Consider the following 20,732-nt stretch of genomic DNA (forward strand, 5'->3'; position numbering starts at 1 on the left):
CTGAACGGCTGCGTCGGCGCAAGGGGAGCCGAGGGAGCCGAGGAAGCCGGGGACGTCGGGCCGTCGACGTACGGGGTCGCGTACGGGTCGCCGGTGGTCGGGCCGGTGAACGGGTCGACCGGGACGCCGTACGGAGCAGTCGCCGGGTGCGCCGGGTCGGTACGGCTGCCGCCCGACAGCGGGTCGGACAGCGACGACGCGGCCAGCGGGTCCGGCCAGGCGGTGGCGGGCGACGCGCCCGGGTCGGTACGGCCGCACGCCGGGCAGACGCCGTTCGCCGGTACGGCGATCGAGCCACAGAACGTACAAGTCATGGTGTTTCTCCAGGCGTCAGCTCGACGCCGGACCCGGGTGGATCGGCGCCACCGGCGGGCACCCCGACCGCGGGCCGTGGCTCACCGGTGGCTGGCAAGCCTAGCCGCCGCCGTCGACTCGTCATACAGCTCTTCCAGGCGACGCGTCTGCTCGACCAGGTCGAAATGCGTGCTCACCCGGCGGCGGGCCTGCACCCCGAAGCGGTGGCGCAGCTCCGCGTCGCCGAGCAGCCGGGTCAGTGAGCCGGCCAGCGCGGCCGGGTCCGCCTCCGGGGTGAGCAGGCCGGTCTCGCCGTCGACGACCGCCTCCGGGATACCACTGTGCCGGGTGGCGGCGACCGGCAGACCGAGCGCGGCCGCCTCCAGCAGAGTGGTCGGCAGGCCCTCGGTGTCGCCGTCCGGCGCGGTCTTCGACGGGCATGCCAGGATCCGGGACTCGGCGAGGTGCCGCTGCACCGCCTCGGGTGACCGGCTGCCCACGAACGTCGCGTCCACCCGCAGGTCCTCGGCCCGGGCGCGCATCGCCGGCATCAGCTCGCCGTCGCCGATGAACAGCGCGCGCGGCCGCGGCGAATGCATCGAGGCGAGCGCGGTGAGCAGGTCGTCGATGCCCTTCTTGGCGGTGAACCGGCCGACGAACACCACGTCCCAGCGTTTCGGCACCATCGGCACGGCCGGCGGCACGAGCACGCCGGTGTGGTGCACCCGCACCTTCGCCGGGTCGGCTCCCCACCGGACCGCCTGCTCGCGGATCACCTCGGAGACCGCGATGACCATGGCGGCACGGCGGAACACGGTCTGCAGATTGCGGCGGTACCGCACGCCCTTCGCGCCCGGAGCCGTCGGCTGGCGGGTGACGTCATGCCCGTGCACGGTCACCACCAGAGGCACGCCGAGACGCCCGGCCGAGTGGCTGACCAGCCAGCCGTCGCCACCGAAGTGCGCGTGCACGAGCTCCGGTCGTACCTCGGAAAGGGTCTGGAAAAGCCGGGGCGAAGCTCCGGTGAGACGAAGCCGCAGAAACCCACGCCCGTCCGGAAAAGCAATCACATCTTGGGTACGGGAGAGAGCCGACTCGATCCTGGTCGCGCCCACGTAGGTCGGCGTCCAGCGGGCCAGGGCGTCGCCCTGACCGCGGATGAACGTCTCCGAGCCGGGCAGCATCGCGCTGCGCCAGATCGCGACACGGCGGTCAGTCGACATCGGCGGGGACCCGGTCGTCCTGCGGCTGCGGAGGGCTCTTCGGCCGGCCCACGATCAGGTCGCGCAACCGGTGCCGCATGCTCGGCGGCAGCGCCCAGATCTGCAGGTGCGTGAGGTAGTCGAGGGCACCCGGACGACCCTGCCCCCGAGCCTCGGCGAGCAGCTCGCGGAAGAGCTTCACGTCGCGGGTCGGCGCGGTCATCGAGCTGAGCACGCTGAGCGTGAACGCCGCGTACGCCCGCGGGGTGAACAGGTCGCGGCTGGCCCGCAGCCACTCCAGCTGTTCGCGCCACGGGTTCTGCAGGCTGATCCGATCCCGGTCCTCGTCCTGGTGCCAGAGGACCAGTGGCTCGCTCGCGTAGATCAGCTCGGTGCCCGGCTCGCGCAGCGCCCGCAGCGCCCAGTCCAGCTCCTGCTGGCGGCGCAGGCCGACGGTGAACGGCACCCGGCGCCACAGCTCGGTGGACGCCAGGATGGTGGACGTCTGGATGAAACCGTCGCCGTAGAACAGGCCACGGCGGACGGTGAAGTACTCGCTGATCGGCTCGCCCGGTGCGGGCAGCCGGCGTGGCATGACCGAGTCGGCGCGCGGCGTCCGGTTGATCATCCGGCAGGCGACGACCGGGTCCGGCACGCCGGAGGCCTCGGCCAGTCCGATCTGCACGGCCAGCTTGGTGGGCAGCCATTCGTCGTCGTCGTCGAGCATCGCGGTCCAGCGGCCGCGGGCGTGCCGGGCGCCGACGTTGCGGGCGTTCGGGGCCTTGCCGCGCTCCGGCAGCACGATCACCTCGATCCGCGGGTCGCCGATCTCGGCAAGAGCCTTCACGGTGGCCTCGTCGGGGCCGTCGACCACGACGATCACCTCGAGGTTCCGCCAGGTCTGTCCGAGTGCACTGCGCGCGGCGCGAACGGCCAGCTCCGGCCGGTTGCACGTCGGGATGACGACACTGACATCCGGTTCGGGGGACATGCCGCGGACGTTATGAGCCCCCGGCGGCGCGACAGTTAACGGAGATCGGCGGGTGAGGGGTTAACAGGCGAGCAACACGCGTACCCAAAATTTTCCTCGCGCCACGGCAGTCTTTCGCGGCGCCGCGCCCGTCTTCATGATTGGAAGTACCCCGGAAACGAGGAGCCGATCTTGCGCAGGACCAGCAGACGCCGACGTCGCTCACCCCGCTGGGCCTTCTGGACCGTCGTCGTGGGATCGGTCCTGCTGGTGGCCGGCGGCGGCAGCGCGGTGGGTCTCAAGGCCACGGTCGCCGCGGCCACCTCCGCGGTCGGCCAGGACGAGCTGCTCGGCTCGGCGAAACCCGAGCTGGAGAAGAAGAACGCCAGTCTGGACGGCGCGAAGAACATCCTGCTGGTCGGCATCGACCAGCGCCCCGACCAGATCAACGGCGAGCCGCTGCGGTCCGACTCGATCATCCTGTTGCACGTCAACAAGGACCATTCGAGCGGCTACCTGGTCTCCCTCCCCCGCGACAGCCTGGTCACCATCCCGGCCTACGACAACACCGCGCAGAAGTTCGCCGGCGGCCGCGCCAAGATCAATGCAGCGTTCGCCTTCGGCACCCGCGGGCTGAAGGGCAACGACGCGCTGAAGCACGGCTTCGAGCTGCTCACCATGACGGTGAAACAGCTGACCGGGATCACTCCGGACGCCGGCGCGATCATCGACTTCCAGGGCTTCCGCGACGTGGTGAAGGTGCTCGGCAAGGTCTGCATGTACGTCGACACCGACACCACCTCGATCCACAAGGGCACCGGCAAGGACGGCAAGCCGGCCGCACCGTTCGTGATCAACCCGGACGGCACGCTGAAGCGCTCGATCCCGGGCGTGAAACCGAACTTCTACGCCAAGGGCGACCACTGCTTCACCCCGGCCGAGGCGCTCGACTTCGTCCGGCAGCGTGACCTGCTCGGGGACAACTCGCTGGACTACGGCCGGCAGCGGCACCAGCAGCAGTTCTTCAAGGCCATCATCAACCAGGCGCTGAAGGACGGCTTGGACTCGCCGACCAAGCTGCCGTCGTTGCTCACCGCGTTCGGCAAGTCGATGACCATCGACACCGGCGGGATCCAGCTGGCCGACTGGGCGCTGTCGCTGCGCAGCGTCAAGCCGGACAACCTGGTCACCATCAAGACCAACGAGGGCGAGCTGAACTCCGACTCGATACCGGGGCTCGGCAGCGTCGAGATCCTGAGCGACGACAGCATGAAGCTGCTGCAGGCGATGAAGAAGGACGCCATCGACGAGTTCCTGCTGGGCCACCCCAAGTTCGTCGACCCGGCCTGATCGGCCCCGCGCGGCCTCGGTCTCGCGCGGTCTCGCGCGGCGGCGGGTCGTGGCTCCACAGGTGTGGCAGAGGTGTGGCGGATAGGGTCAGCGGGTGCGGAGCAAGCAGCGGCTCACCGAGGACATCCGGCGGGACCGACGGGCGGCGCTGGTCGTCAACACCCGGTCACGGCGGGGACGCCAGCTCTACGACGATGCCCGCGAGTCCCTGGTCGCCGCCGGGTTCGACCTGCTCGGCACGTATGCCATGGAGCACTCCGGCGACCTCGAAGGACTGCTCGCCGACGCGCTCGGCAAGGGCCCCGACCTGCTGATCGCCGGCGGTGGCGACGGGACGATCAGCACCGCCGGGCGGATGCTCGCCCACCAGGACGTCGCGCTCGGGCTGCTGCCGCTGGGCACCACGAACAACTTCGCCCGCACCGTACGCATCGAACCCGACCTGCAGGCCGCGATCGCCACCCTGGTCGACGGCAAGGTGATCGACGTGGACCTGGGCCTGGCCGGGGACATGCCGTTCACCAACCACGTCGGCATCGGCCTCTCCGCCGAGGTGATGATCAGCGCCCCGCCGCGGTTGAAGCGCCTGACCGGGCGGATCGCCTACCCGCTCACCGCGCTCGGGCTGCTGGCCCGGCACCGCCCGCTGCGCGCCACCATCCGGGCCGACGGCCGCGAGCTGCACTTCCACACCCATCAGGTGTACGTGGCCAACGGCGGCTTCCACGCCGGCCGGCCGATCACCGCGGACGCGCACGCCGACGATCGGCTGCTGGTGGCGTACCCGGTCGGCGGACCGTCCCGGCGCGAGCTGCTCCGCGAGACCGCCCGCAACGCCGCCACCGGCCACCGCCGCACGCTGCACGAACGGCCGTTCCTCGCCGTCCGCGAACTCTGGCTGGAAACCGACCGCCCGGCCCACGTCGAGGTCGACGGGGAACCGTGCGGCTCGACACCGATGCGGATCGCGGTGGACGCCAACGCCCTGCGCATCATGGCCCCGGCCGACAGCCCCGACCACTGACCCAGCCCGAGCAGCGCCTCGCCCCCTGACCCCACCCAGTGTGTGAAGTTTCGGCGCGGAGCGCACCCAAACTTCACACACAGACCGGAAATCACCAGAGCGTGGGGAGTTCAGGCGCGCTCCGCACCCAAACATCACACACAAGGCGACAGCCCACCCTGTGTGGGGAGTTCGGGCGCGCTCCGCACCGAAAAATCACACGCACGGTGGTGGCACGACGAGTGCGGGAGCTGCCTCGGGCTCAGGAAGCGGCTTCGGGCGCAGTGTCCTTGCGGTCGGAGTGGCCGAGGTCGCGGTCCGGGGCGACGCGGTCCCGGACCAGGCGCTTGAGCTGCGGCAGGTCGGGGAAGCCGTCGGGTTTGCGGTTCCAGAGGATCTCGCCGTCCAGACGTACCTCGAAGACCCCGCCGATGCCCGGGACCAGCGCCACCTCGCCCAGATCCCGCGGAAACGTGGTGAGCAGCTCCTGCGCCAGCCACGCCGCGCGGAGGAGCCAGCGGCACTGTGTGCAGTACTCGATCTCGAGGCGAGGCGTCCGGTTCGTCACAACGACCGAGTATCCCCGATGCCTGCAGCGACGCGGATCCTCTGGCAGAGTTGCCGGATGACACCCAAAACGCTGTCGTATCTGTCGCACTGGACGGTATACGTCCCGGTGCTCGCCGTTGCCGCGCTCGTGCTGACGTGGGGCCGCGACCTGCCACCGCCGGCGGTGGTGCTGGCCGCCGCGCTGCTCGCCGGCGCCGTGCTCGCCGCCGTGCACCACGCCGAGGTCGTCGCGCACCGGGTCGGGGAACCGTTCGGCTCACTGGTGCTCGCGGTGGCTGTCACGATCATCGAGGTCGCGCTGATCGTCACGCTGATGATCAGCGGTGGCGAGAAGACGCAGTCGCTGGCGAGGGACACCGTCTTCGCCGCCGTGATGATCACCTGCAACGGCATTCTCGGCATCTCACTGCTGGTCGGAGCGTTGCGGCGACGGATCGCGGTCTTCAACCCGGAAGGCACCGGGTCGATGTTCGCCACCGTCGCGATGATCGCCACGCTCAGCCTGGTCCTGCCGAGCTTCACCACGAGCCGGCCCGGCGCGCAGTTCTCCCCGGCCCAGCTCGGGTTCGCCGCGTTCGCCTCGCTCGGGCTGTACCTGCTCTTCGTGGCCGTGCAGACCCGCCGGCACCGCGACTACTTCCTGCCGATCACCACGGCCGGCCAGGTGATCGACGCCGAGGAGCACCTGGAGCCGCCGTCGAGCCGGGCCGCGCTGACCAGTCTCGGTCTGCTGCTCGTCGCCCTGATCGGCGTGGTCGGCCTGGCCAAGGGCGTTTCGCCGGCCGTCGAGTCGGCCGTGGAGAGCGCAGGCCTGCCGCAGGGGGTCGTCGGTGTCGTGATCGCGCTGATGGTCCTGCTCCCGGAGACGATCGCCGCGGTCCGCGCCGCCTCCCGGGACCGCATCCAGACCAGCCTCAACCTGGCACTCGGCTCCGCGATGGCCAGTATCGGACTGACCATCCCGGCGATCGCGGTCGCGATGATCTGGCTGGACGGCCCGCTGCTGCTCGGCCTCGGCGGAACCCAGATGGTGCTGCTCGCCCTCACGGTCGCGGTCGGCACGCTGACGGTGGTCCCCGGCCGCGCCAACGTCCTCCAAGGCGGCGTCCATTTGAGTCTTCTCGCTGCGTTTCTCTTTCTGGCTGCCAGCCCTTAAAGACCGCACGAACATCAAGATCAAGAGCTTTGTGTCGTGCGTCCGCCGGGGTGCGGATCGTCGCTCCCGCCGGGACCCCTGCGGGCTTCGCTGGCCGCTGGCGCGTCCAGAACGCGAAGCCCTCCGGGGCGACGTCCGTGGGTGGTAACGGTCAGAGCAAACCCCACAAGCACGAGGCCCCGCCCCGGAAAGGGACGAGGCCTCGAGGTGAAGCGGGATGCGCGGCGTGAGACAAGGCGCGCGGAGTGGGACGGGCGCGCGGCACGGGACGGGCGCCGAGCGGCGTGGGGTCAGTTCATGCTGGGGGCGGTGGACGCGGTGGCGCCCTTCCAGGAGATGGTCTCGTAGGGGGCCAGGACCATGGCACAGACCGGCGTGCCGTCCGAGACGACGCCGTGCACCACGTAGTCCGGGCCCTCGAACTCCTCCTCGTGGCCCTTCACCAGGTCACGCAGGCTCGCCCGGATCGACTCGGTGACGAACGCCTCGCTCGTCCCCTCGTGCTCGACGAAGAGCCCGCCCTGACCGTCCCGCCGCTGCACCCAGCCGATACCGGCCCAGGCCTCCTCGCCGGGCTGACTGGCGTGCTGCTCGGCGTAGACGCAGAACAACCGGTCACCCCACGCCCCGACCGGGACCGGCGCCTTGCCGCTCGCGTCGACGGTCGTACCGGGCGGGATGACGCTGGACAGCCGGACCAGGTTGTAGAAACCGCACTCCATGGCCACCAGCGCATCGTGGAACGCGCTCAGCGAGGTGGTTCCCCGCCCGATGGCGCGAACGACGGGGATCTGGTCGTAGACGACGGAGTCAGTCATGGGGCTCCTCGAAGCGGTAGAACGGCAGCATGGGGGACTCACCCAGTGTGCCGAGTCCCCCACCCTGCGCCGATCCTCCGCGGAGACCGAGAGAATTGGCCGACCGTTACCTAAAGTAACGTAAATCAATCATTCCCGATTGACGGAGATCCGGCTCACGTGCTCCAGCCAGCGACCGATCACGTCCACCTCGGACGCGGTGAAACCGTCGATGAGCTGCTCGTTCAGGTCGCCGACCAGGACGTGCGCGCGGGCGACCGACGCGTGGCCGCGAGGGGTCAGCGAGAGCCGGACCGCACGGGCGTCGTCCGGATCCGGCGAGCGGGTCACACAGCCACCGCGCTCCAGCCGGTTGACCAGACCGCTGATCCCGGACGGCGACGCGCCGAGCGCGGCGGTCACGTCGCCGATCAGCGCGTTGTCATGCCCGGCGAGGTAGAAGAGCACGCCGGCGCCGGCCGCGCCGATCCCGGTGTCCGCGGAACGGGCGTCGATCCAGCGCCGGACCGTGCGGTCGGCGTTGAAGAGCAGGAAGATCAAACGAGGCAGGCGCACGCGGTCATCTTGACGCCTTCTCCGCGTGGGCCTGCAACCAGGCCAGCAGTTCCGGCCAGACCGTGTCCCGCACCGAGCGGCGCAGCAGCCCGTGATGCCCGATCATCGGCACCCCGGCACCGGCCGGCGTGTACGTCCGCCGCTCCACGACCGCCCCGGTCAGGTGCACGGTCAGCGCGTCCATCTGGCCGGGCGTGGACCACGGGTCGTCCGAGGTGCCGACCGCCAGCACCGGCCCGGTGACGGTGGCGGTCCGTTCCCGCGCGCGCATCGACGGGTCGTCGAAGAAGTAGTTGCCGAGCCGCGCCCAGCGACCCCACTCGGCCATCGCGGCAGCCGGCAGGTCCTCGCCGAGCCCCAGCCGGCGGGCCGGGACATAGCCGAGCAGCCGCCCGGACGCCGGGCCGAGGACGTGCAGCATGAGCCGCACCCGCACCCGTTCGGCGAACGAATCGATGGCGCGCACCGCGGCCAGGTGCGACGCGACGATCACCGAGGCGGCCGGCTGCCCCGCCGCGCCGAGCGCGATGACGTGCCCGCCGAGGCTGTGCCCGAGGGCGAGCCGGGGCAGGCCGGGGAACCGCTCGGCGGCCCAGGCCGCCACGGCCGGGGCGTCGGCGCTGATCCAGTCGCGCATGCCCAGGTCACGGTGGTCGCGCGGGTGACCGGACCGGCCGGTGCCGCGGTAGTCGTAGGTGACCGTGGCGATCCCGTGCTCGGCGAGGTAGCCGGCGAAGGACGCGTAGAAGCCCTGCGGGGTGGCGGTCGCCGAGTGTACGACCAGGACGGCGACCGGCGTCTCGGGCGGGAACAGGGTGGCCGTGACGGCGCCACCGGTCGCGACCGGGATCCGTACCGTCTCACTATTTCGCATGCGAAATAAGATAGCGGACGACTGAAAGGATCACCCAGTGCCGATCCTGTGCGTTGCGCTACTGGCCGCCGTGATCATCGGGTTCCCCGGGCTGGTGCCGAACGCGATCGGCAACCTGGGCAGCCTGATCGAGACGTTCCTGCCGTGGTCGGTCCTGCTCGTGCCGCTGCTGCTCGTGATCGCCGGGTGGCGGCGGTCCCGGCTCGGCGCCCTCGGCACGCTGCTGCCGCTCGCGGTCTGGCTGGTCCAGTTCGGCGGGCACCTGCTGCCCCGGGACACCGGGACGCCGGAGCTGACCGTGGTCCAGCACAACGTCAGCGACGAGAACCCGGACCCGGCCGCGACCGCCCGCGCGCTGCTGGCCGCCGGACCCGACCTGGTCGGGCTGGAGGAGGTGCTGCCCGAGGCGGTGCCGGCGTACGCGAGCGTGCTGGACCCGGCGCTGCCGTTCCACACCGTGCAGGGCACCGTGGCGCTCTGGTCGCGGTTCCCGCTGACCGAGGCGGCGCCGGTGGACATCCGCCCGCACGACCTGGGCGCGGACTGGAACCGTGGCCTGCGCGCCGTCGCCCGCGCTCCGCGGGGTGACATCGCGGTCTACGTCGCCCACCTGCCGTCGGTGCGGCTCACCGCGGGCGGGCTCACCTCGGACCGCCGGGACGAGAGCGCCCGGCGCCTCGGCGCGCTGATCAGCGCCGACCCGGTGCCGCGACTGCTCGTGATCGGCGACCTGAACACCACCGCCGGCGACCGCGGGCTGCGCCCGATCAGCCGGTCGACGACCGCGCCGCCGGCCGATTTCGCCCTTACCTGGCCGGCCGCCGCCCCGGTCGCCCGGATCGATCAGATCCTGGCCCGGTCGATGACGGTGACCCGGCTGCGCGCCCTGCCCCGGACGGCGAGCGACCATCGGCCGCTCGCCGCCGGGATCGGGTGACGCCTCAGTACTGCGCGGGCGGCGGGGTCGCCTGCGCCTTCTTCTGCTGGAGCGCGATCAGCACCGTCGCGGCCAGACCGGCGATCGCGGCGATGACCAGCAGCCAGAGGCCGAAGCCGATGCTGACCTTGATCGAGGAGCTGAACGCCTTGCCGAGGCCGAACGGGTCGTCCTGGCCGCCGAACGCGTCCTTCAGCTTGTTGGCCGCCGACTGCACGTCGATGATCTGGTAGATCGCGATCAGCAGGAGCAGGCCGGAGACGCCGACGCCGGCCCACGGGGCGTAGGACGGCAGCGCCGGCTTGCCTCGCAGCGTGATGGCCGCGTAGGCGACCAGCGCGAGACCGAGCAGCAGGGTGAAGAACCCCGCCGAGCCGTCCATGCCGGACGCCGTCTGGGTGCCGGTGATCGGCGCGGTGACCGACGCCCACGGCATGAACGACGCCAGGAACGCGATGACACCGGCGCCCAGCACGGTCCAGGTCAGGGCCGGCTTGACCGGAGCGGCGGCCGGACCGGCGCCGAAGCCGGTGAAGCCGGGCTGGGGCTGACCGTAGCCCGGCTGGGGCTGACCGTAGCCCTGCGGCGGCTGACCGTAACCGGGCTGGGGCTGACCGAAGCCCTGCTGCGGCGGCGGGCCGTAACCCGGCTGGGGCTGACCGAAGCCCTGCTGCGGCGGCTGACCATAACCGGGCTGGCCCGGCTGCGGCTGGCCGTAACCCGGCTGGGGCTGGCCGTACGCGGGGCCGCCGGAGCCGGGGGCCGGGGAACCCGGGGCCGGAGGAACGGGACCGCCGTACGGGTGCTGCTCCGGCGGCGGGTTGTGGTCCTGGGTCATGACGCGCTCTCCTCGGTTATCTGCAGCCCGGGGCGCCGGATGGCGGAACGGACCTCAAGAACCAGCAATGTAGGACATGGTCGCTCACCGCGACCACCCGCTGTACCGACGATCACGGTCTATCCGGTTGTCCATGTCCGGCCTGGCAGTCGCCCTTGAGCAGCGCGAGCACGCTGTCACGGTATCGGCAGCCGGCTATGAAGGGCCATGCGGATGTCACCGGGAGGCGGTAAGCCGACAGAAAAGTGCGGGCGCCCACCGGCGCCCGCACTTCTCACCCCTCGATCAGGCCCAGCCGGTCACCACGTTCCAGCTCGCGTCGGCGGAGAGCGTCTGCGGCCGGTCCCAGCTCGAGCCGGTGCCCGCCGCGGTCCAGGCCTGCGAGTCGAAGTGCCGCAGGAACCGGCCCGGGAAGTTGATCGACTCGAAGGTCACCCCGACGCCGCCCAGCCCGGGGCGGGCGCAGAAGGTGGCGTCCGCCGCGAACAGCGCCGAGGCGTCGTTCGCCGCCAGCCGGATCCGGTTGTCGGCGTGCCGCAGGAACCGGCCCGGGTAGTTGACCGACTCGAACGAGTAGCAGGACGAGTCGGACAGCCCGTGCCGCAGGGTGAAGGTGGCGTCCTGCTTCAGCAGCGCGGCGCTGCCCGCGTTGACCGACTCGGTCCAGCCCAGGTCACTGGCGTGCCGCAGGTACCGGTCGGTGTATCCCCACGTGGTGACCTGCAGCGAGCGCCGCACGTCGTACCCGAGGAGCACCGAACTGCGCCACTGCGCCGGGTTGGCGACGTTCCAGGTGGCGTCGGCGGCGAAGCCCGCCGTGCCGTCGTTCGCGGCCAGGTAGACCAGCTCCGAGGCGTGCCGCAGGAACGAGCCCGGGACGTTGTACGACTCGAACGACACCCCACCGGCGGCCAGCCCGGCCCGTGTGCACCAGGTGGCGTCGGCCCGGAACGTCCCGCCGGTGTCCGCGTCGATCCGCGCCCGCCCGGACGCGTGCCGCAGGTACTTGCCCGGGTTGTTCACCGACTCGAACGAGTAGCAGCGCGGGTCGGCGAGCCCGGCCACGGTACGGAACGACGCGTCCTGCCGCGCGGTGTCCCCGCTGATCACGTCGGTCCGGGCGAGCGAGTCGGCATGCCGCAGGTACCGGTTGGTGTAGCCGGCCGTGGTCACCTGGAACGACCGGGTGTGCCCGAGGGTGAGCGGCACGACGGCGTTCTGGTTCTTCGACGCGTTGATCAGGTTGGTCAGTGCGGTGCGCACCTGGCCGGTGTCCACCTTCTGGACCTGCCGGTCGTACGTGTAGAGGCCGTTGTACTCGCCCTCCACGTCGGTGATCTCGGTGTAGACGAAGCCGGACAGGCCCCGCGTGGTCATCAGCCGTTCGCTGTCCCGGATCATCCCGGTGAACCGGTCGGTGAGCTGTGCCGGGCTGGACATCTGCTCGTACGCGAAGTACTGCCCGTTCGGGCTGTACTCGTGGCCGGGTGTGCGCAGCCCCAGCCCGCCGAACTCGCCCAGGATCGACACCCGGGTCGCGGACGGCAGCGGCGCCTCCGGGCCGGTGTACATGTGCCAGTCGATGATGTCGCCGGTGCCCGGGTCACCCTTCGACGCGCAGCAGTTGAAGCCACTGTGCGGGTTCATCAGCCGGGTCGGGTCGTACGCCTTCAGGTCCCGGGTGATCCGCTGGGTGTCGGCCAGGTTCCACTCGCCCCAGCCCTCGTTGAACGGCACGTAGGTGATCACCGCCGGGCTGAACCGGTGCTCGTCGATGATCTCGCGGGCCTCGGACTCGTACTCGGCGATCTGCGCCGCGGTCTTGGTGGCGTCCCCGCCGGACGGGATGTCCTGCCAGACCAGCAGGCCGAGCCGGTCAGCCCAGTAGTACCAGCGGGCGGGCTCCACCTTGATGTGCTTGCGGACCATGTTGAAGCCCAGGTCCTTGTGCTTCTGGATGTCCGAGGCCAGCGCCGCGTCGGTGGGCGCGGTGTAGAGGCCGTCCGGCCAGAAGCCCTGGTCGAGGGTGCCGGCCTGGAAGACGAACTCGCCGTTCAGGGTGGGCCGCAGCACGCCGTTGACCATCTTGGTGCCGACCTCGCGCATGCCGAAGTAGTTCACCACCTGGTCGACGGTGGCCCCGCTGGAGTCCCGCAGCGAGACCCGCAGGTTGTAGAGGTAGGGGTCGTCCGGCGACCAGAGCCGGGTGTTCGGCACCGGGACGGTGAACTCGGTGGCGCCACTGGTCGTGGTCCCCACCACCGTGCTGCCGGAGAGAGCCTCGGCGACCACACTTGACGCAGTCCCCCGGGTGAACACCTTCACGCGGATGTTCTTGGCAGCGAGGTTGGGATAGATGTCGACCGAGTAGATCGAGGTGGTAGCGGTCGGCTCCAGCCACACGGTCTGCCAGATGCCCGAGGTGGGTGTGTAGAAGATGCCGCTCGGGTTGTTGGTCTGCTTGCCGGACGGCTGTTCCTCGCCGCGGCCGTCGGTCGGGTCGTACACCCGGACGACGATCTCGTTGGCGCCGGCGGTCAGCTGCGGGGTGATGTCCACCTCGAACCGGTCGTAGCCGCCCTTGTGCGTGGTCACCTGGGTGCCGTTGACCCAGACCGTGGACTCGTAGTCGACCGCGCCGAAGTGCAGCTGCACCCGCCGGCCGCTCCACGCCGCCGGGACGGTGAAGGTGCGGCGGTAGAACATCAGGTCACGGTTGTCGTTGCGCATGATCCCGGAGAGGGCGGACTCCACCGGGTACGGCACGTTGATCCGCTCCGGCAGGGTCTGCCCGATCGGCGGCGCGGCGTTCCGGTTGACGTTGCCACTGCCGTCGGTGGCCGGGTTCAGGAACTGCCACTCGCCGTTGAGCGACTGCCAGTCCGGGCGGGTCATCTGCGGGCGGGGGTACTCGGGTAGCGGGTTGGTGGTGGAGACCTGACTGGTCCACGGGGTGACCAGCGGCGGGGTCTTCGCCGGTGCGGCCGCTGCGGGTGCGCCGGTGACCGTGAGGCCACCGGCGACCAGCGCGAGAGCGGCCACCGTTCTGAGGACGAGGTGGCGCATCGAACTCCTTAGGGGGAGGCGGAGCGTCTTTCTTCAGGGGGATGGGGCGCGTCTGACCCGTACCACATAGGTCTGGGCCACGACCACGGCGGCGAGGAAGCCGCCGCTGATCACCTGTTGCCAATTGCTGTTGACGTCGCCGACCTGGTTGATCAGGTTCTGGATCACGCCGAGCAGCAACACTCCGGCGACCGTTCCGGCGATGGATCCGGAGCCGCCGGTGAGCAGGGTGCCGCCGATGACCACGGCGGCGATGGCGTCGAGTTCCATGCCGCTGCCGAGCACCGTGACGCCGGAGCCGAGCTTGGCCGCGTTGATCGCCCCGGCCAGGCCGGCCAGCAGCCCGGAGAGCAGGTAGACACCGATCTTGATCCGGCGGACCGGCAGGCCCATCAGCGCGGCGGCGTCCTCGCTGCCGCCGATCGCGTTCACCGCGTGGCCGAACCGGGTCCGGTTCAGCACCACGATGCCCGCACCGACCAGCCCGGCCGCCAGCCACACCTGGTAGCCGACGCCGAACAGCGCACCGGTGCCCAGCTCGTGGAACGCGTCGCTGCGCACCAGGTAGGTGGTCGACCCCTGATCGCTGATGCTGCGCATCAGACCGCGCGCGCCGAGCAGTGCGGCGAGCGTGACGATGAAGGGCGCCATTCCGGTACGGGCGATGAGCACCCCGTTGAGCACCCCGATCGCCCCGCACAGCAGCAGCGGCGCGACCAGCGCGGCGAGCAGGCCGTACTGGGAGGCCCAGGCGGCCACCACGCCACCGAGCACGTAGAGCGAGCCGACCGAGAGGTCGATCCCGCCCGTGATGATCACGAAGGTCATGCCGAGCGCGATCAGCATCGGCGGGGCCGCGGCGATCAGGATCGTCCCGGCGTTGTCCGCGCTGCGGAAGCCGGGGAACGTGGCCAGGCTGACCACCACCACGGTGACCAGCACCGCGAGCGCGCCCTGGCGCTGCACCGCGCCGGCCAGGCGGGACGGGCCGGCCGGAAGGGGAACGGACATCGTCACCGGGTCCTCCTCTCCCGGGCCACGTACACCGCGACCAGGATGATCACGGCCTGGGCCATCTCGGTGGTGGACGGCGGGAGATCGTGTTTGATCATGGTGGCGACCACCAGTTGCATGAGCAGGGCGCCGGCCACGGTGCCGAGCACCCGGACCCGGCCACCGGTGAGCGGGGTGCCGCCGACCACCACCGCGGTGATCGCGGACAGCTCGATCAGCAGGCCGACCGCCGAGGCGTCGCTGGACTGGATCCGGGACACCGAGAGCAGGCCGGCGATCGAGGCGAGCACCGCGCAGAGCACGTAGACCCCGATCAGCACCCGCTTCACCGGCAGACCGGCCAGCTCGGCGGCCGGCCGGTTGCCGCCGACCGCGAGCAGCCGCCGGCCGAACACGGTGCGCCGGACCACGAACGCGACCACCAGGACCAGCAGCGCGGCGATCCAGACCAGCACCGGCACCCGGAGGAAGTCGCCGGAGCCCAGGTAGAGGAAGTCCTCGTTGCGGACGTCCTTGAGCTTGCCCTCGGAGATCACCACGGCCAGGCCGCGGCCGCCGACGAACAGCGCGAGGGTGGCCACGATCGGTTGCAGGCCGACCTTCGCCACCAGGATGCCGTTGATCAGCCCGATCGCGACGCCGGCCGCCAGCGAGGCGAGGATCGCGGCGACCACGCCGTACCCGAGGTAGAGCGGGATCAGTGCGGCGGCGAGCGCCATCACCGAGCCGACCGAGAGGTCGATGCCCTCGGTGCCGATCACCAGCGCCATGCCCAGCGCGACGATCACCACGGGCGCCGCCTGGATCAGCTGGATGCGCAGGTTGCTGAGGGTCAGGAAGTACGGCGTGAACACGATGTTGTAGACGATCAGCAGCAGGATCGCCAGGTAGACGCCGCACCGGGGCAGGCCTTTGCGCAGCCGGCTCAGGTCGATGCCGGTCCGCAGGGCTTCGGTGGTCATTCCGCGGCCTCCGCGATCGTGGCCATCAGGTCCTCGGTGGTCACCTGGTCGCCGGTGAGCACACCGACCACCACGCCGTCGCGCAGCACCACGACCCGGTCGGCGCCCTCGACCAGCTCCTCGGCGTCCGAGGAGACCAGCACCACGCCGAGCCCCTCGGCGGCCAGCTCGTCGATCAGCGCCTGCACCTCGGCCTTGGCGCCGACGTCGATCCCCCGGGTCGGCTCGTCCAGCAGCAGCACCTTCGGGCCGGTGGCGAGCAGCCGGGCCAGCAGCACCTTCTGCTGGTTGCCGCCGGAGAGGTCGCCGACCAGCTGGTCCGGACTCGCCGCCTTGATCCGCAGCCGGCTCATGTAGGTCGCCACCACGGCGTCGATCTTCTTGTCGCTGACCAGGCCGAACCGGGTCATCCGGGGCAGGATGGCGAGCGCGATGTTGTCCCGGACCGAGAGCCCGGCGACGATGCCCTCGGCCTTGCGGTCCTCCGGCTGGGTCGCCACGCCGGCTCGGACCGCGCGGACCGTGCTGGGCCGGGTCAGGGTCACCCCGTCCACCTCGATGGTGCCGGAGTCCACCGGGTAGGCCCCGCCGATCGCTTTGATCGTCTCGCTGCGCCCGGCGCCGAGCAGCCCGCCGAGCCCGACCACCTCGCCGGGCCGCACCTCGAAGGTGATGTCGCGCAGCCGGGGCCGGCTGGTCAGCCCGGTCACCCGGAGCACCGGCTCGCCGGTCAGCACGCTCTCCGGCGTCTCGGTGAAGCTGGTGAAGTCCTCGCCGAACTCGCGGCCGATCATCAGCGAGACCAGCTTGCGCCGCTCCAGGCCGGCCATCGTCCCGGTGTGCACCAGCTTGCCGTCGCGCAGGATGGTGACTGCGTCGCAGATCTTGTAGAGCTCGTCGAGCCGGTGCGAGACGTAGACGATGCCGATCCCCCGGGCGTGCAGGTCCCGGATCACCCCGAACAGCGTCTCCACCTCGCGCGGCTCCAGCGACGAGGTGGGCTCGTCCATCACCACGACCTTGGCGTCGACCATGACGGCCCGGGCCAGCGCGACCATCTGCTGCGCGCCGAGGGCCAGGGTGCCGAGCCGGTGGCGTACGTCGGCGCGGACGCCGTACCCGGCGAGCACCTCGGTGGCCTCGTGGACCATCCGGGCCTCGTCCAGCAGCCCGAACCGGTTGCGCGGCTCGCGGCCGAGGAACAGGTTGTGCGCCACGCTCATCAGCGGGACGAGGTTGACCTCCTGGTAGATGGTGGAGATCCCGGCGCGCTGGGCGTCCAACGGGGTGGCGAACCGGGCCGGCTCGCCCTGGTACCGCAGCTCACCGCCGTCCGGCTGGTAGACACCGGTGAGCACCTTGATCAATGTCGACTTGCCGGCGCCGTTCTCCCCCACCAGGGCGTGCACCTCGCCCGGCTGCAGGGTGAAGGACACCCCGTCCAGAGCTCGTACGCCCGGGAAGTTCTTGGAAACGCCGGCCACCTCCAGCAGCATGTGCCGCCCTCCTTCTGCCGGGACCGGTGCCCGGCCGCGCGGCCGGGCACCGATTGAGAGCGCTCTCTAGTACGCGCTGCCGATGTCGGTCTTGGCGTTGCTCTCGTCGTAGGCACGATCCTGGATGACGACGTCCTGCCCGACCGGGCCGCCGGTGAAGAACGTGGTCGCGGTCGCGAAGGCGAGCGGGCCGAACCTCGGGTTCGACTCGATGACCGCGGAGACCCAGCCGTCGACGATGCCCTGCACCGCGCCCTTGGTCCCGTCGATCGACACGATCTTGACGTCACCGGCCTTCTTACCGGCACCCTTCAGCGCGGTGATCGCGCCCAGGGCCATCTCGTCGTTCTCGCCGTAGATGCCGTTGATGTTCGGGTTGGACTGCAGCAGCTGCTCGGCGACCTTCTGGCCGTCCTCACGGGAGAAGTTGCCGGTCTGCTCGAACGTGATCTTGATGTCCGGCGCGACCTTGGCGATCTGGTCCTTGAAGCCGCTGGTCCGCAGCGTGGTCACGTTGTTGCCGGGCGCGCCCAGCAGGATCGCCACCTCACCCTTGTTGCCCAGCGCCTTGGCCATCGCGTCGGCGGCCCGCTTGCCCTGCTCGGCGAAGTCCGACCCGATGAAGGTCAGGTAGTCCTTGCAGGCCGCTGCGTTGATCTTCCGGTCGATCGTGATGATCGGGACGTGCTTGGCGGCCGCCTTGGCGAACACCGAGTCCCAGCCGTCCGAGTTCAGCGGCGCGATGACCAGCAGCTGGACGCCCGAGTCGATCATCTGCTCGACGTCGCTGATCTGCTTGTTGAACTGCGACGCGGCGTTCGCGGTCTTCAGCTTGGTGATGCCCAGCTTGGCGGCCTCGTCCTTGATGGACTGCGTCTCGGCGATCCGGAACGGGTTCGCCTCCTTCTCCGACTGGGAGAAGCCGACGCTCGCCGTCTTCAGGTCGAGCTTGGCGGCGCCGTACTGGTCGGCGGTGCAGGTGGCGGAGCCGGCCGGGGCCGACGCGACCACCTGGGTGGCGGCCGGCGCGGCCGAGGAACCGCCGGTGGCGCCGGAGTCCTCGCTCTTGGCGCAGGCGCCCGCGCCGAGCAGGAGGGCGGCCGCGGCGAAGGTGGCGGTGATGGTGCGTGGACGCGCGGAACTGACGTTTTTGAACATAGTTCTCCCCAAAGCCAACGGCTTCACACGCAAAAGTTAGTTGATCACTCACTTGTCCGATCAGGTTCCAACACATTCACCCATCGACGCTCTTTATCTGTCAAGACCCCGAACTGTAACCAGGGCGAAACGTGACATCAGCGCATCGTGATCTTGAGGGCACCGACGGTGGGCGCCGGGAGCCCGCCCGGCGGGGCCTGAGCGAAATGTGCAGCCGCAATTGGTGCTGGACGGCACGTATCACGCCGGAGAACGGACGTAAGAGCATTTCCAGAATTCGCATCGCCGCCGACCGGCGGCTGGATAGCGTTAGTCAAGGCGGCGACCGGACGGTCGCCACCGAATTCCTCGTGCCGCGGGAGAGGAATGATGTGGAAAGCAACCGAGCGACAGGGTCCGGTCGTCCTTCTGGTGGAGGACGATGAGGATCTTCGTGAGCTCGCATCGCAAATGCTCGAGATGCGTGGGTTCGACGTGCTCGTCGCGAAAGACCCGGTCAGCGCCATCATGACCTGCCGGGTGCACAGCGGACCGATCGACGTGCTCCTCACCGACCTGGGCCTGCCCGGGGTTTCCGGAGGGGAGTTGGCCCGGTCGGCCTCCGAGGTCCGCCCCGGCATGAAGATTGTCTACGTCTCCGGTGTGCCGGAGGAAATCGCGATCAAGAAAGGGCTGATCCGTGCCGGATCGCCATTCATCGCGAAACCGTACACGGCGGACCGGCTGGCCGGAATGCTGCGCATGGTTCTCGCTCAAGGGGCGGGGAGTTCCGCGCGTTAAACGGCGGGCGCGGAACGACCGGGGTGTCGCCGCGCTGGAAACCGCCATCGTCATGCCGGTGCTGCTGCTGATCATGTTCGGCATCATCGACATGGGCCGGATGCTGCAGCAGTTCATCCAGCTCACCGAAGCGGCCCGGGAGGGCGCCCGGCTGGGCGCCCTGAACGGGTCGGTCACCGACGTGAAAGCCAAGATCAGCGGGATCGTGGGCACCTCGGTCACGCTGACCTACACCACGGCCACCGTCTGCACGGCCGGCTCCGGGATCGGCGTGGACAGCAAGATCGTCGTCCAGCGCACCTACGACCCGATCACACCACTGGTCGCCCTGGTGCAGGTGGTCGGCGGGCAGAACATGGCCACGATCACCCTGTCCGCCACCGGCGTGATGTCATGCGTCGGCTGATCCGGAAGGTGTGGTCCGCGCTCCGGCCGCCGCGACACGACGACGAGCCGGACGACCACGGCGTGATCACCGCGCTGGTGGCGGTCCTGGCCGGCACCGGGGTGTTGCTCGGCATGTGCGCGCTGGTGGTCGACATCGGGGTGCTCTACGTCGAGCGGGAACAGCTGCAGAGCGGTGCCGACGCCGCGTCCTGGAAGATCGCACAGACCTGCGCGAACAGCAGCAATCCCCTCCTCGACTGCACGGTCGCCAAGCAACTGGTCAACGCTCAGACGTACGCGAACCGGAACTCCAAGGATTCGATCAGCGATGTGCAGATCTGCCTGGTCTCGATCTCGCCGACCGGGGTGGCGACGAACGCCGTCGGCTGCCCGACCACCTGGAACACCCCGGTCACCTGCCCGCCGCTGCCGACCACCAGCGGTAAGTACCAGTACGTCGAGGTGCGCACCAGCACCAGGAACACCGACGGCACCGCGGCGGTCTCGCCGATCTTCGGTCAGGCGCTGCCGGGTACGCCCTACACCGGCACCACGATGGGCGCCTGCGCCCGGGTCGCCTGGGGCACCCCGCTGACCGCGAACGCGTTCGCCCTGGGCATCTCCAAGTGCGACTTCGACCGGATGACCACCAGCGGCACGAATTTCCAGCTGCTCGGCCCGCTGGATCCGCTGCTGCAGCAGAGCGGCCTCTACGGCCTGCTCGGCCTCTCCACCCCGACCAACGAGCAGGTCACCATCTCCAACCCGGTTCTCGGCATCGGCAACAGGTGCAGTCTCACCGACTCCAGCCAGAAGGGCTGGACCTGGCTGGTCAACCCGGACCAGACCGCGCCGGACGCCAACTGCATGATCCGGGTCAGCGCGTCGACGGCGACCACTGACTACTACACGTGGTCGGCCGGCGGCCTGGGGGACCTGCTCAGCGGCACCTCGGTCACATGCGTCCAGGCGCTGGACGCGAGCAAGAACGGCCAGGTCCTGATGGTGCCGATCTGGGACCAGATCACCGGCCTCGCCCTCACCAACCTGTTGCCGGTCAGGTATCGCATCATCGGCTTCGCGCCGTTCGTCGTCGTCGACCGGGCATCGGTGCTGGGCATCCTCGCGCAGCTGCCCGGCCTGATGTCGGTGCTCGAACGGACCACGTGCCTGGCGCAGTCCTGCATCTACGGCCACTTCACCCGCAGCCTGATCGCCAACCACCTGCCCAACGAGTTCGCCTCCACCACGAACTTCGGGGCGACGGTAATCGGCCGCACCGGATGAGCCCGGCTGAGAAGG

Annotated in this window: 19 protein-coding genes and 1 pseudogene; 7 read left to right on the forward strand and 13 right to left on the reverse strand. The window is 70.2% G+C overall.

Annotated features, from left to right (window positions below):
* The 3 genes and pseudogenes from Apa02nite_RS48270 to Apa02nite_RS48280 form a co-directional block, all read right to left on the reverse strand.
* A pseudogene (locus Apa02nite_RS48270) lies at positions 1-314 on the reverse strand (hypothetical protein); the annotation flags it as partial.
* A gap of 81 nt (positions 315-395) precedes the next feature.
* Positions 396-1,517 (reverse strand): glycosyltransferase, encoded by a 1,122-nt coding sequence (locus Apa02nite_RS48275; protein ID WP_203831154.1) that lies wholly within the window; start codon positions 1,515-1,517, stop codon positions 396-398.
* Positions 1,507-2,487: a glycosyltransferase family 2 protein gene (locus tag Apa02nite_RS48280; protein ID WP_203831155.1), complete on the reverse strand. Its 981-nt coding sequence runs from the start codon at positions 2,485-2,487 to the stop codon at positions 1,507-1,509. Before Apa02nite_RS48280 ends, Apa02nite_RS48275 begins: the two co-directional genes overlap by 11 nt.
* A gap of 231 nt (positions 2,488-2,718) precedes the next feature.
* Here Apa02nite_RS48280 and Apa02nite_RS48285 point away from each other — a divergent pair, with 231 nt between their 5' ends.
* Complete coding sequence (locus Apa02nite_RS48285) at positions 2,719-3,816, forward strand: LCP family protein (protein WP_239165102.1); 1,098 nt, start codon at positions 2,719-2,721, stop codon at positions 3,814-3,816.
* Positions 3,817-3,910: 94 nt separating this feature from the next.
* The gene (locus Apa02nite_RS48290) at positions 3,911-4,840 is read left to right on the forward strand and encodes a diacylglycerol/lipid kinase family protein (RefSeq protein WP_067707893.1); all 930 of its coding nucleotides are present in this window, start codon (positions 3,911-3,913) and stop codon (positions 4,838-4,840) included.
* Between the two features lie 241 nt (positions 4,841-5,081).
* Here the strand turns inward: Apa02nite_RS48290 and Apa02nite_RS48295 are convergent, their stop codons facing one another.
* Complete coding sequence (locus Apa02nite_RS48295) at positions 5,082-5,387, reverse strand: Rdx family protein (protein ID WP_198171352.1); 306 nt, start codon at positions 5,385-5,387, stop codon at positions 5,082-5,084.
* Positions 5,388-5,444: 57 nt separating this feature from the next.
* Between Apa02nite_RS48295 and Apa02nite_RS48300 the strand changes: the two genes are divergently transcribed.
* A complete protein-coding gene (locus Apa02nite_RS48300) occupies positions 5,445-6,545 on the forward strand; it encodes a calcium:cation antiporter (protein ID WP_067707899.1) in 1,101 nt (366 codons plus the stop codon).
* A 290-nt stretch (positions 6,546-6,835) separates the two neighbouring features.
* On the opposite strand, the gene Apa02nite_RS48305 is transcribed toward Apa02nite_RS48300, so the two are convergent.
* From Apa02nite_RS48305 to Apa02nite_RS48315, 3 genes are all read right to left on the reverse strand, one after another.
* The gene (locus Apa02nite_RS48305; RefSeq protein WP_067707901.1) at positions 6,836-7,363 is read right to left on the reverse strand and encodes a pyruvoyl-dependent arginine decarboxylase; all 528 of its coding nucleotides are present in this window, start codon (positions 7,361-7,363) and stop codon (positions 6,836-6,838) included.
* 129 nt (positions 7,364-7,492) lie between these two features.
* A complete protein-coding gene (locus tag Apa02nite_RS48310; RefSeq protein WP_203831157.1) occupies positions 7,493-7,918 on the reverse strand; it encodes a MarR family winged helix-turn-helix transcriptional regulator in 426 nt (141 codons plus the stop codon).
* 4 nt (positions 7,919-7,922) lie between these two features.
* The gene (locus Apa02nite_RS48315) at positions 7,923-8,792 is read right to left on the reverse strand and encodes an alpha/beta hydrolase family protein (RefSeq protein WP_203831158.1); all 870 of its coding nucleotides are present in this window, start codon (positions 8,790-8,792) and stop codon (positions 7,923-7,925) included.
* Between the two features lie 37 nt (positions 8,793-8,829).
* Between Apa02nite_RS48315 and Apa02nite_RS48320 the strand changes: the two genes are divergently transcribed.
* Entirely contained in the window at positions 8,830-9,729 is a 900-nt protein-coding gene (locus Apa02nite_RS48320; RefSeq protein ID WP_239165103.1) for an endonuclease/exonuclease/phosphatase family protein, read from the forward strand.
* A gap of 4 nt (positions 9,730-9,733) precedes the next feature.
* On the opposite strand, the gene Apa02nite_RS48325 is transcribed toward Apa02nite_RS48320, so the two are convergent.
* From Apa02nite_RS48325 to Apa02nite_RS48350, 6 genes are all read right to left on the reverse strand, one after another.
* Positions 9,734-10,567: a hypothetical protein gene (locus Apa02nite_RS48325; RefSeq protein WP_203831159.1), complete on the reverse strand. Its 834-nt coding sequence runs from the start codon at positions 10,565-10,567 to the stop codon at positions 9,734-9,736.
* A 285-nt stretch (positions 10,568-10,852) separates the two neighbouring features.
* Positions 10,853-13,633: an AbfB domain-containing protein gene (locus Apa02nite_RS48330; RefSeq protein ID WP_203831160.1), complete on the reverse strand. Its 2,781-nt coding sequence runs from the start codon at positions 13,631-13,633 to the stop codon at positions 10,853-10,855.
* 33 nt (positions 13,634-13,666) lie between these two features.
* Positions 13,667-14,644, reverse strand: a complete 978-nt coding sequence (locus tag Apa02nite_RS48335) for an ABC transporter permease (protein ID WP_203831179.1) — start codon at positions 14,642-14,644, stop codon at positions 13,667-13,669.
* Positions 14,645-14,646: 2 nt separating this feature from the next.
* A complete protein-coding gene (locus Apa02nite_RS48340; protein ID WP_203831161.1) occupies positions 14,647-15,609 on the reverse strand; it encodes an ABC transporter permease in 963 nt (320 codons plus the stop codon).
* Positions 15,606-17,105, reverse strand: a complete 1,500-nt coding sequence (locus Apa02nite_RS48345) for a sugar ABC transporter ATP-binding protein (RefSeq protein WP_203831162.1) — start codon at positions 17,103-17,105, stop codon at positions 15,606-15,608. Before Apa02nite_RS48345 ends, Apa02nite_RS48340 begins: the two co-directional genes overlap by 4 nt.
* A gap of 66 nt (positions 17,106-17,171) precedes the next feature.
* On the reverse strand, positions 17,172-18,263 hold the full coding sequence (locus Apa02nite_RS48350; RefSeq protein WP_203831163.1) for an ABC transporter substrate-binding protein: 1,092 nt from the start codon (positions 18,261-18,263) through the stop codon (positions 17,172-17,174).
* 411 nt (positions 18,264-18,674) lie between these two features.
* On the opposite strand from Apa02nite_RS48350, the gene Apa02nite_RS48355 reads away from it, so the two are divergent.
* The 3 genes from Apa02nite_RS48355 to Apa02nite_RS48365 are packed head-to-tail and all read left to right on the forward strand — an operon-like array spanning position 18,675 to position 20,717.
* A complete protein-coding gene (locus Apa02nite_RS48355; protein WP_232345111.1) occupies positions 18,675-19,043 on the forward strand; it encodes a response regulator in 369 nt (122 codons plus the stop codon).
* Positions 18,943-19,449: a TadE/TadG family type IV pilus assembly protein gene (locus tag Apa02nite_RS48360; RefSeq protein WP_275412919.1), complete on the forward strand. Its 507-nt coding sequence runs from the start codon at positions 18,943-18,945 to the stop codon at positions 19,447-19,449. Before Apa02nite_RS48355 ends, Apa02nite_RS48360 begins: the two co-directional genes overlap by 101 nt.
* Positions 19,437-20,717 carry a Tad domain-containing protein gene (locus Apa02nite_RS48365; RefSeq protein ID WP_203831165.1) on the forward strand — a complete coding sequence of 427 codons (1,281 nt, stop codon included), beginning with the start codon at positions 19,437-19,439 and terminating at the stop codon, positions 20,715-20,717. The genes Apa02nite_RS48360 and Apa02nite_RS48365 overlap by 13 nt, the downstream gene beginning before the upstream one ends.
* Positions 20,718-20,732 lie beyond the last annotated feature (15 nt).

It is taken from the genome of Actinoplanes palleronii (assembly GCF_016862315.1).
Lineage (GTDB): Bacteria > Actinomycetota > Actinomycetes > Mycobacteriales > Micromonosporaceae > Actinoplanes > Actinoplanes palleronii.

What these genes read in the sequence shown, in the direction of transcription:
- Apa02nite_RS48365 (WP_203831165.1), top strand. Translation starts at nt 19,437, where the DNA reads ATGCGTCGGCTGATCCGGAAGGTGTGGTCCGCGCTCCGGCCGCCGCGA.
- Apa02nite_RS48280 (WP_203831155.1), bottom strand. Translation starts at nt 2,487, where the DNA reads ATGTCCCCCGAACCGGATGTCAGTGTCGTCATCCCGACGTGCAACCGG.
- Apa02nite_RS48350 (WP_203831163.1), bottom strand. Translation starts at nt 18,263, where the DNA reads ATGTTCAAAAACGTCAGTTCCGCGCGTCCACGCACCATCACCGCCACC.
- Apa02nite_RS48315 (WP_203831158.1), bottom strand. Translation starts at nt 8,792, where the DNA reads ATGCGAAATAGTGAGACGGTACGGATCCCGGTCGCGACCGGTGGCGCC.
- Apa02nite_RS48275 (WP_203831154.1), bottom strand. Translation starts at nt 1,517, where the DNA reads ATGTCGACTGACCGCCGTGTCGCGATCTGGCGCAGCGCGATGCTGCCC.
- Apa02nite_RS48345 (WP_203831162.1), bottom strand. Translation starts at nt 17,105, where the DNA reads ATGCTGCTGGAGGTGGCCGGCGTTTCCAAGAACTTCCCGGGCGTACGA.
- Apa02nite_RS48305 (WP_067707901.1), bottom strand. Translation starts at nt 7,363, where the DNA reads ATGACTGACTCCGTCGTCTACGACCAGATCCCCGTCGTTCGCGCCATC.
- Apa02nite_RS48330 (WP_203831160.1), bottom strand. Translation starts at nt 13,633, where the DNA reads ATGCGCCACCTCGTCCTCAGAACGGTGGCCGCTCTCGCGCTGGTCGCC.
- Apa02nite_RS48325 (WP_203831159.1), bottom strand. Translation starts at nt 10,567, where the DNA reads ATGACCCAGGACCACAACCCGCCGCCGGAGCAGCACCCGTACGGCGGT.
- Apa02nite_RS48335 (WP_203831179.1), bottom strand. Translation starts at nt 14,644, where the DNA reads ATGTCCGTTCCCCTTCCGGCCGGCCCGTCCCGCCTGGCCGGCGCGGTG.
- Apa02nite_RS48340 (WP_203831161.1), bottom strand. Translation starts at nt 15,609, where the DNA reads ATGACCACCGAAGCCCTGCGGACCGGCATCGACCTGAGCCGGCTGCGC.
- Apa02nite_RS48300 (WP_067707899.1), top strand. Translation starts at nt 5,445, where the DNA reads ATGACACCCAAAACGCTGTCGTATCTGTCGCACTGGACGGTATACGTC.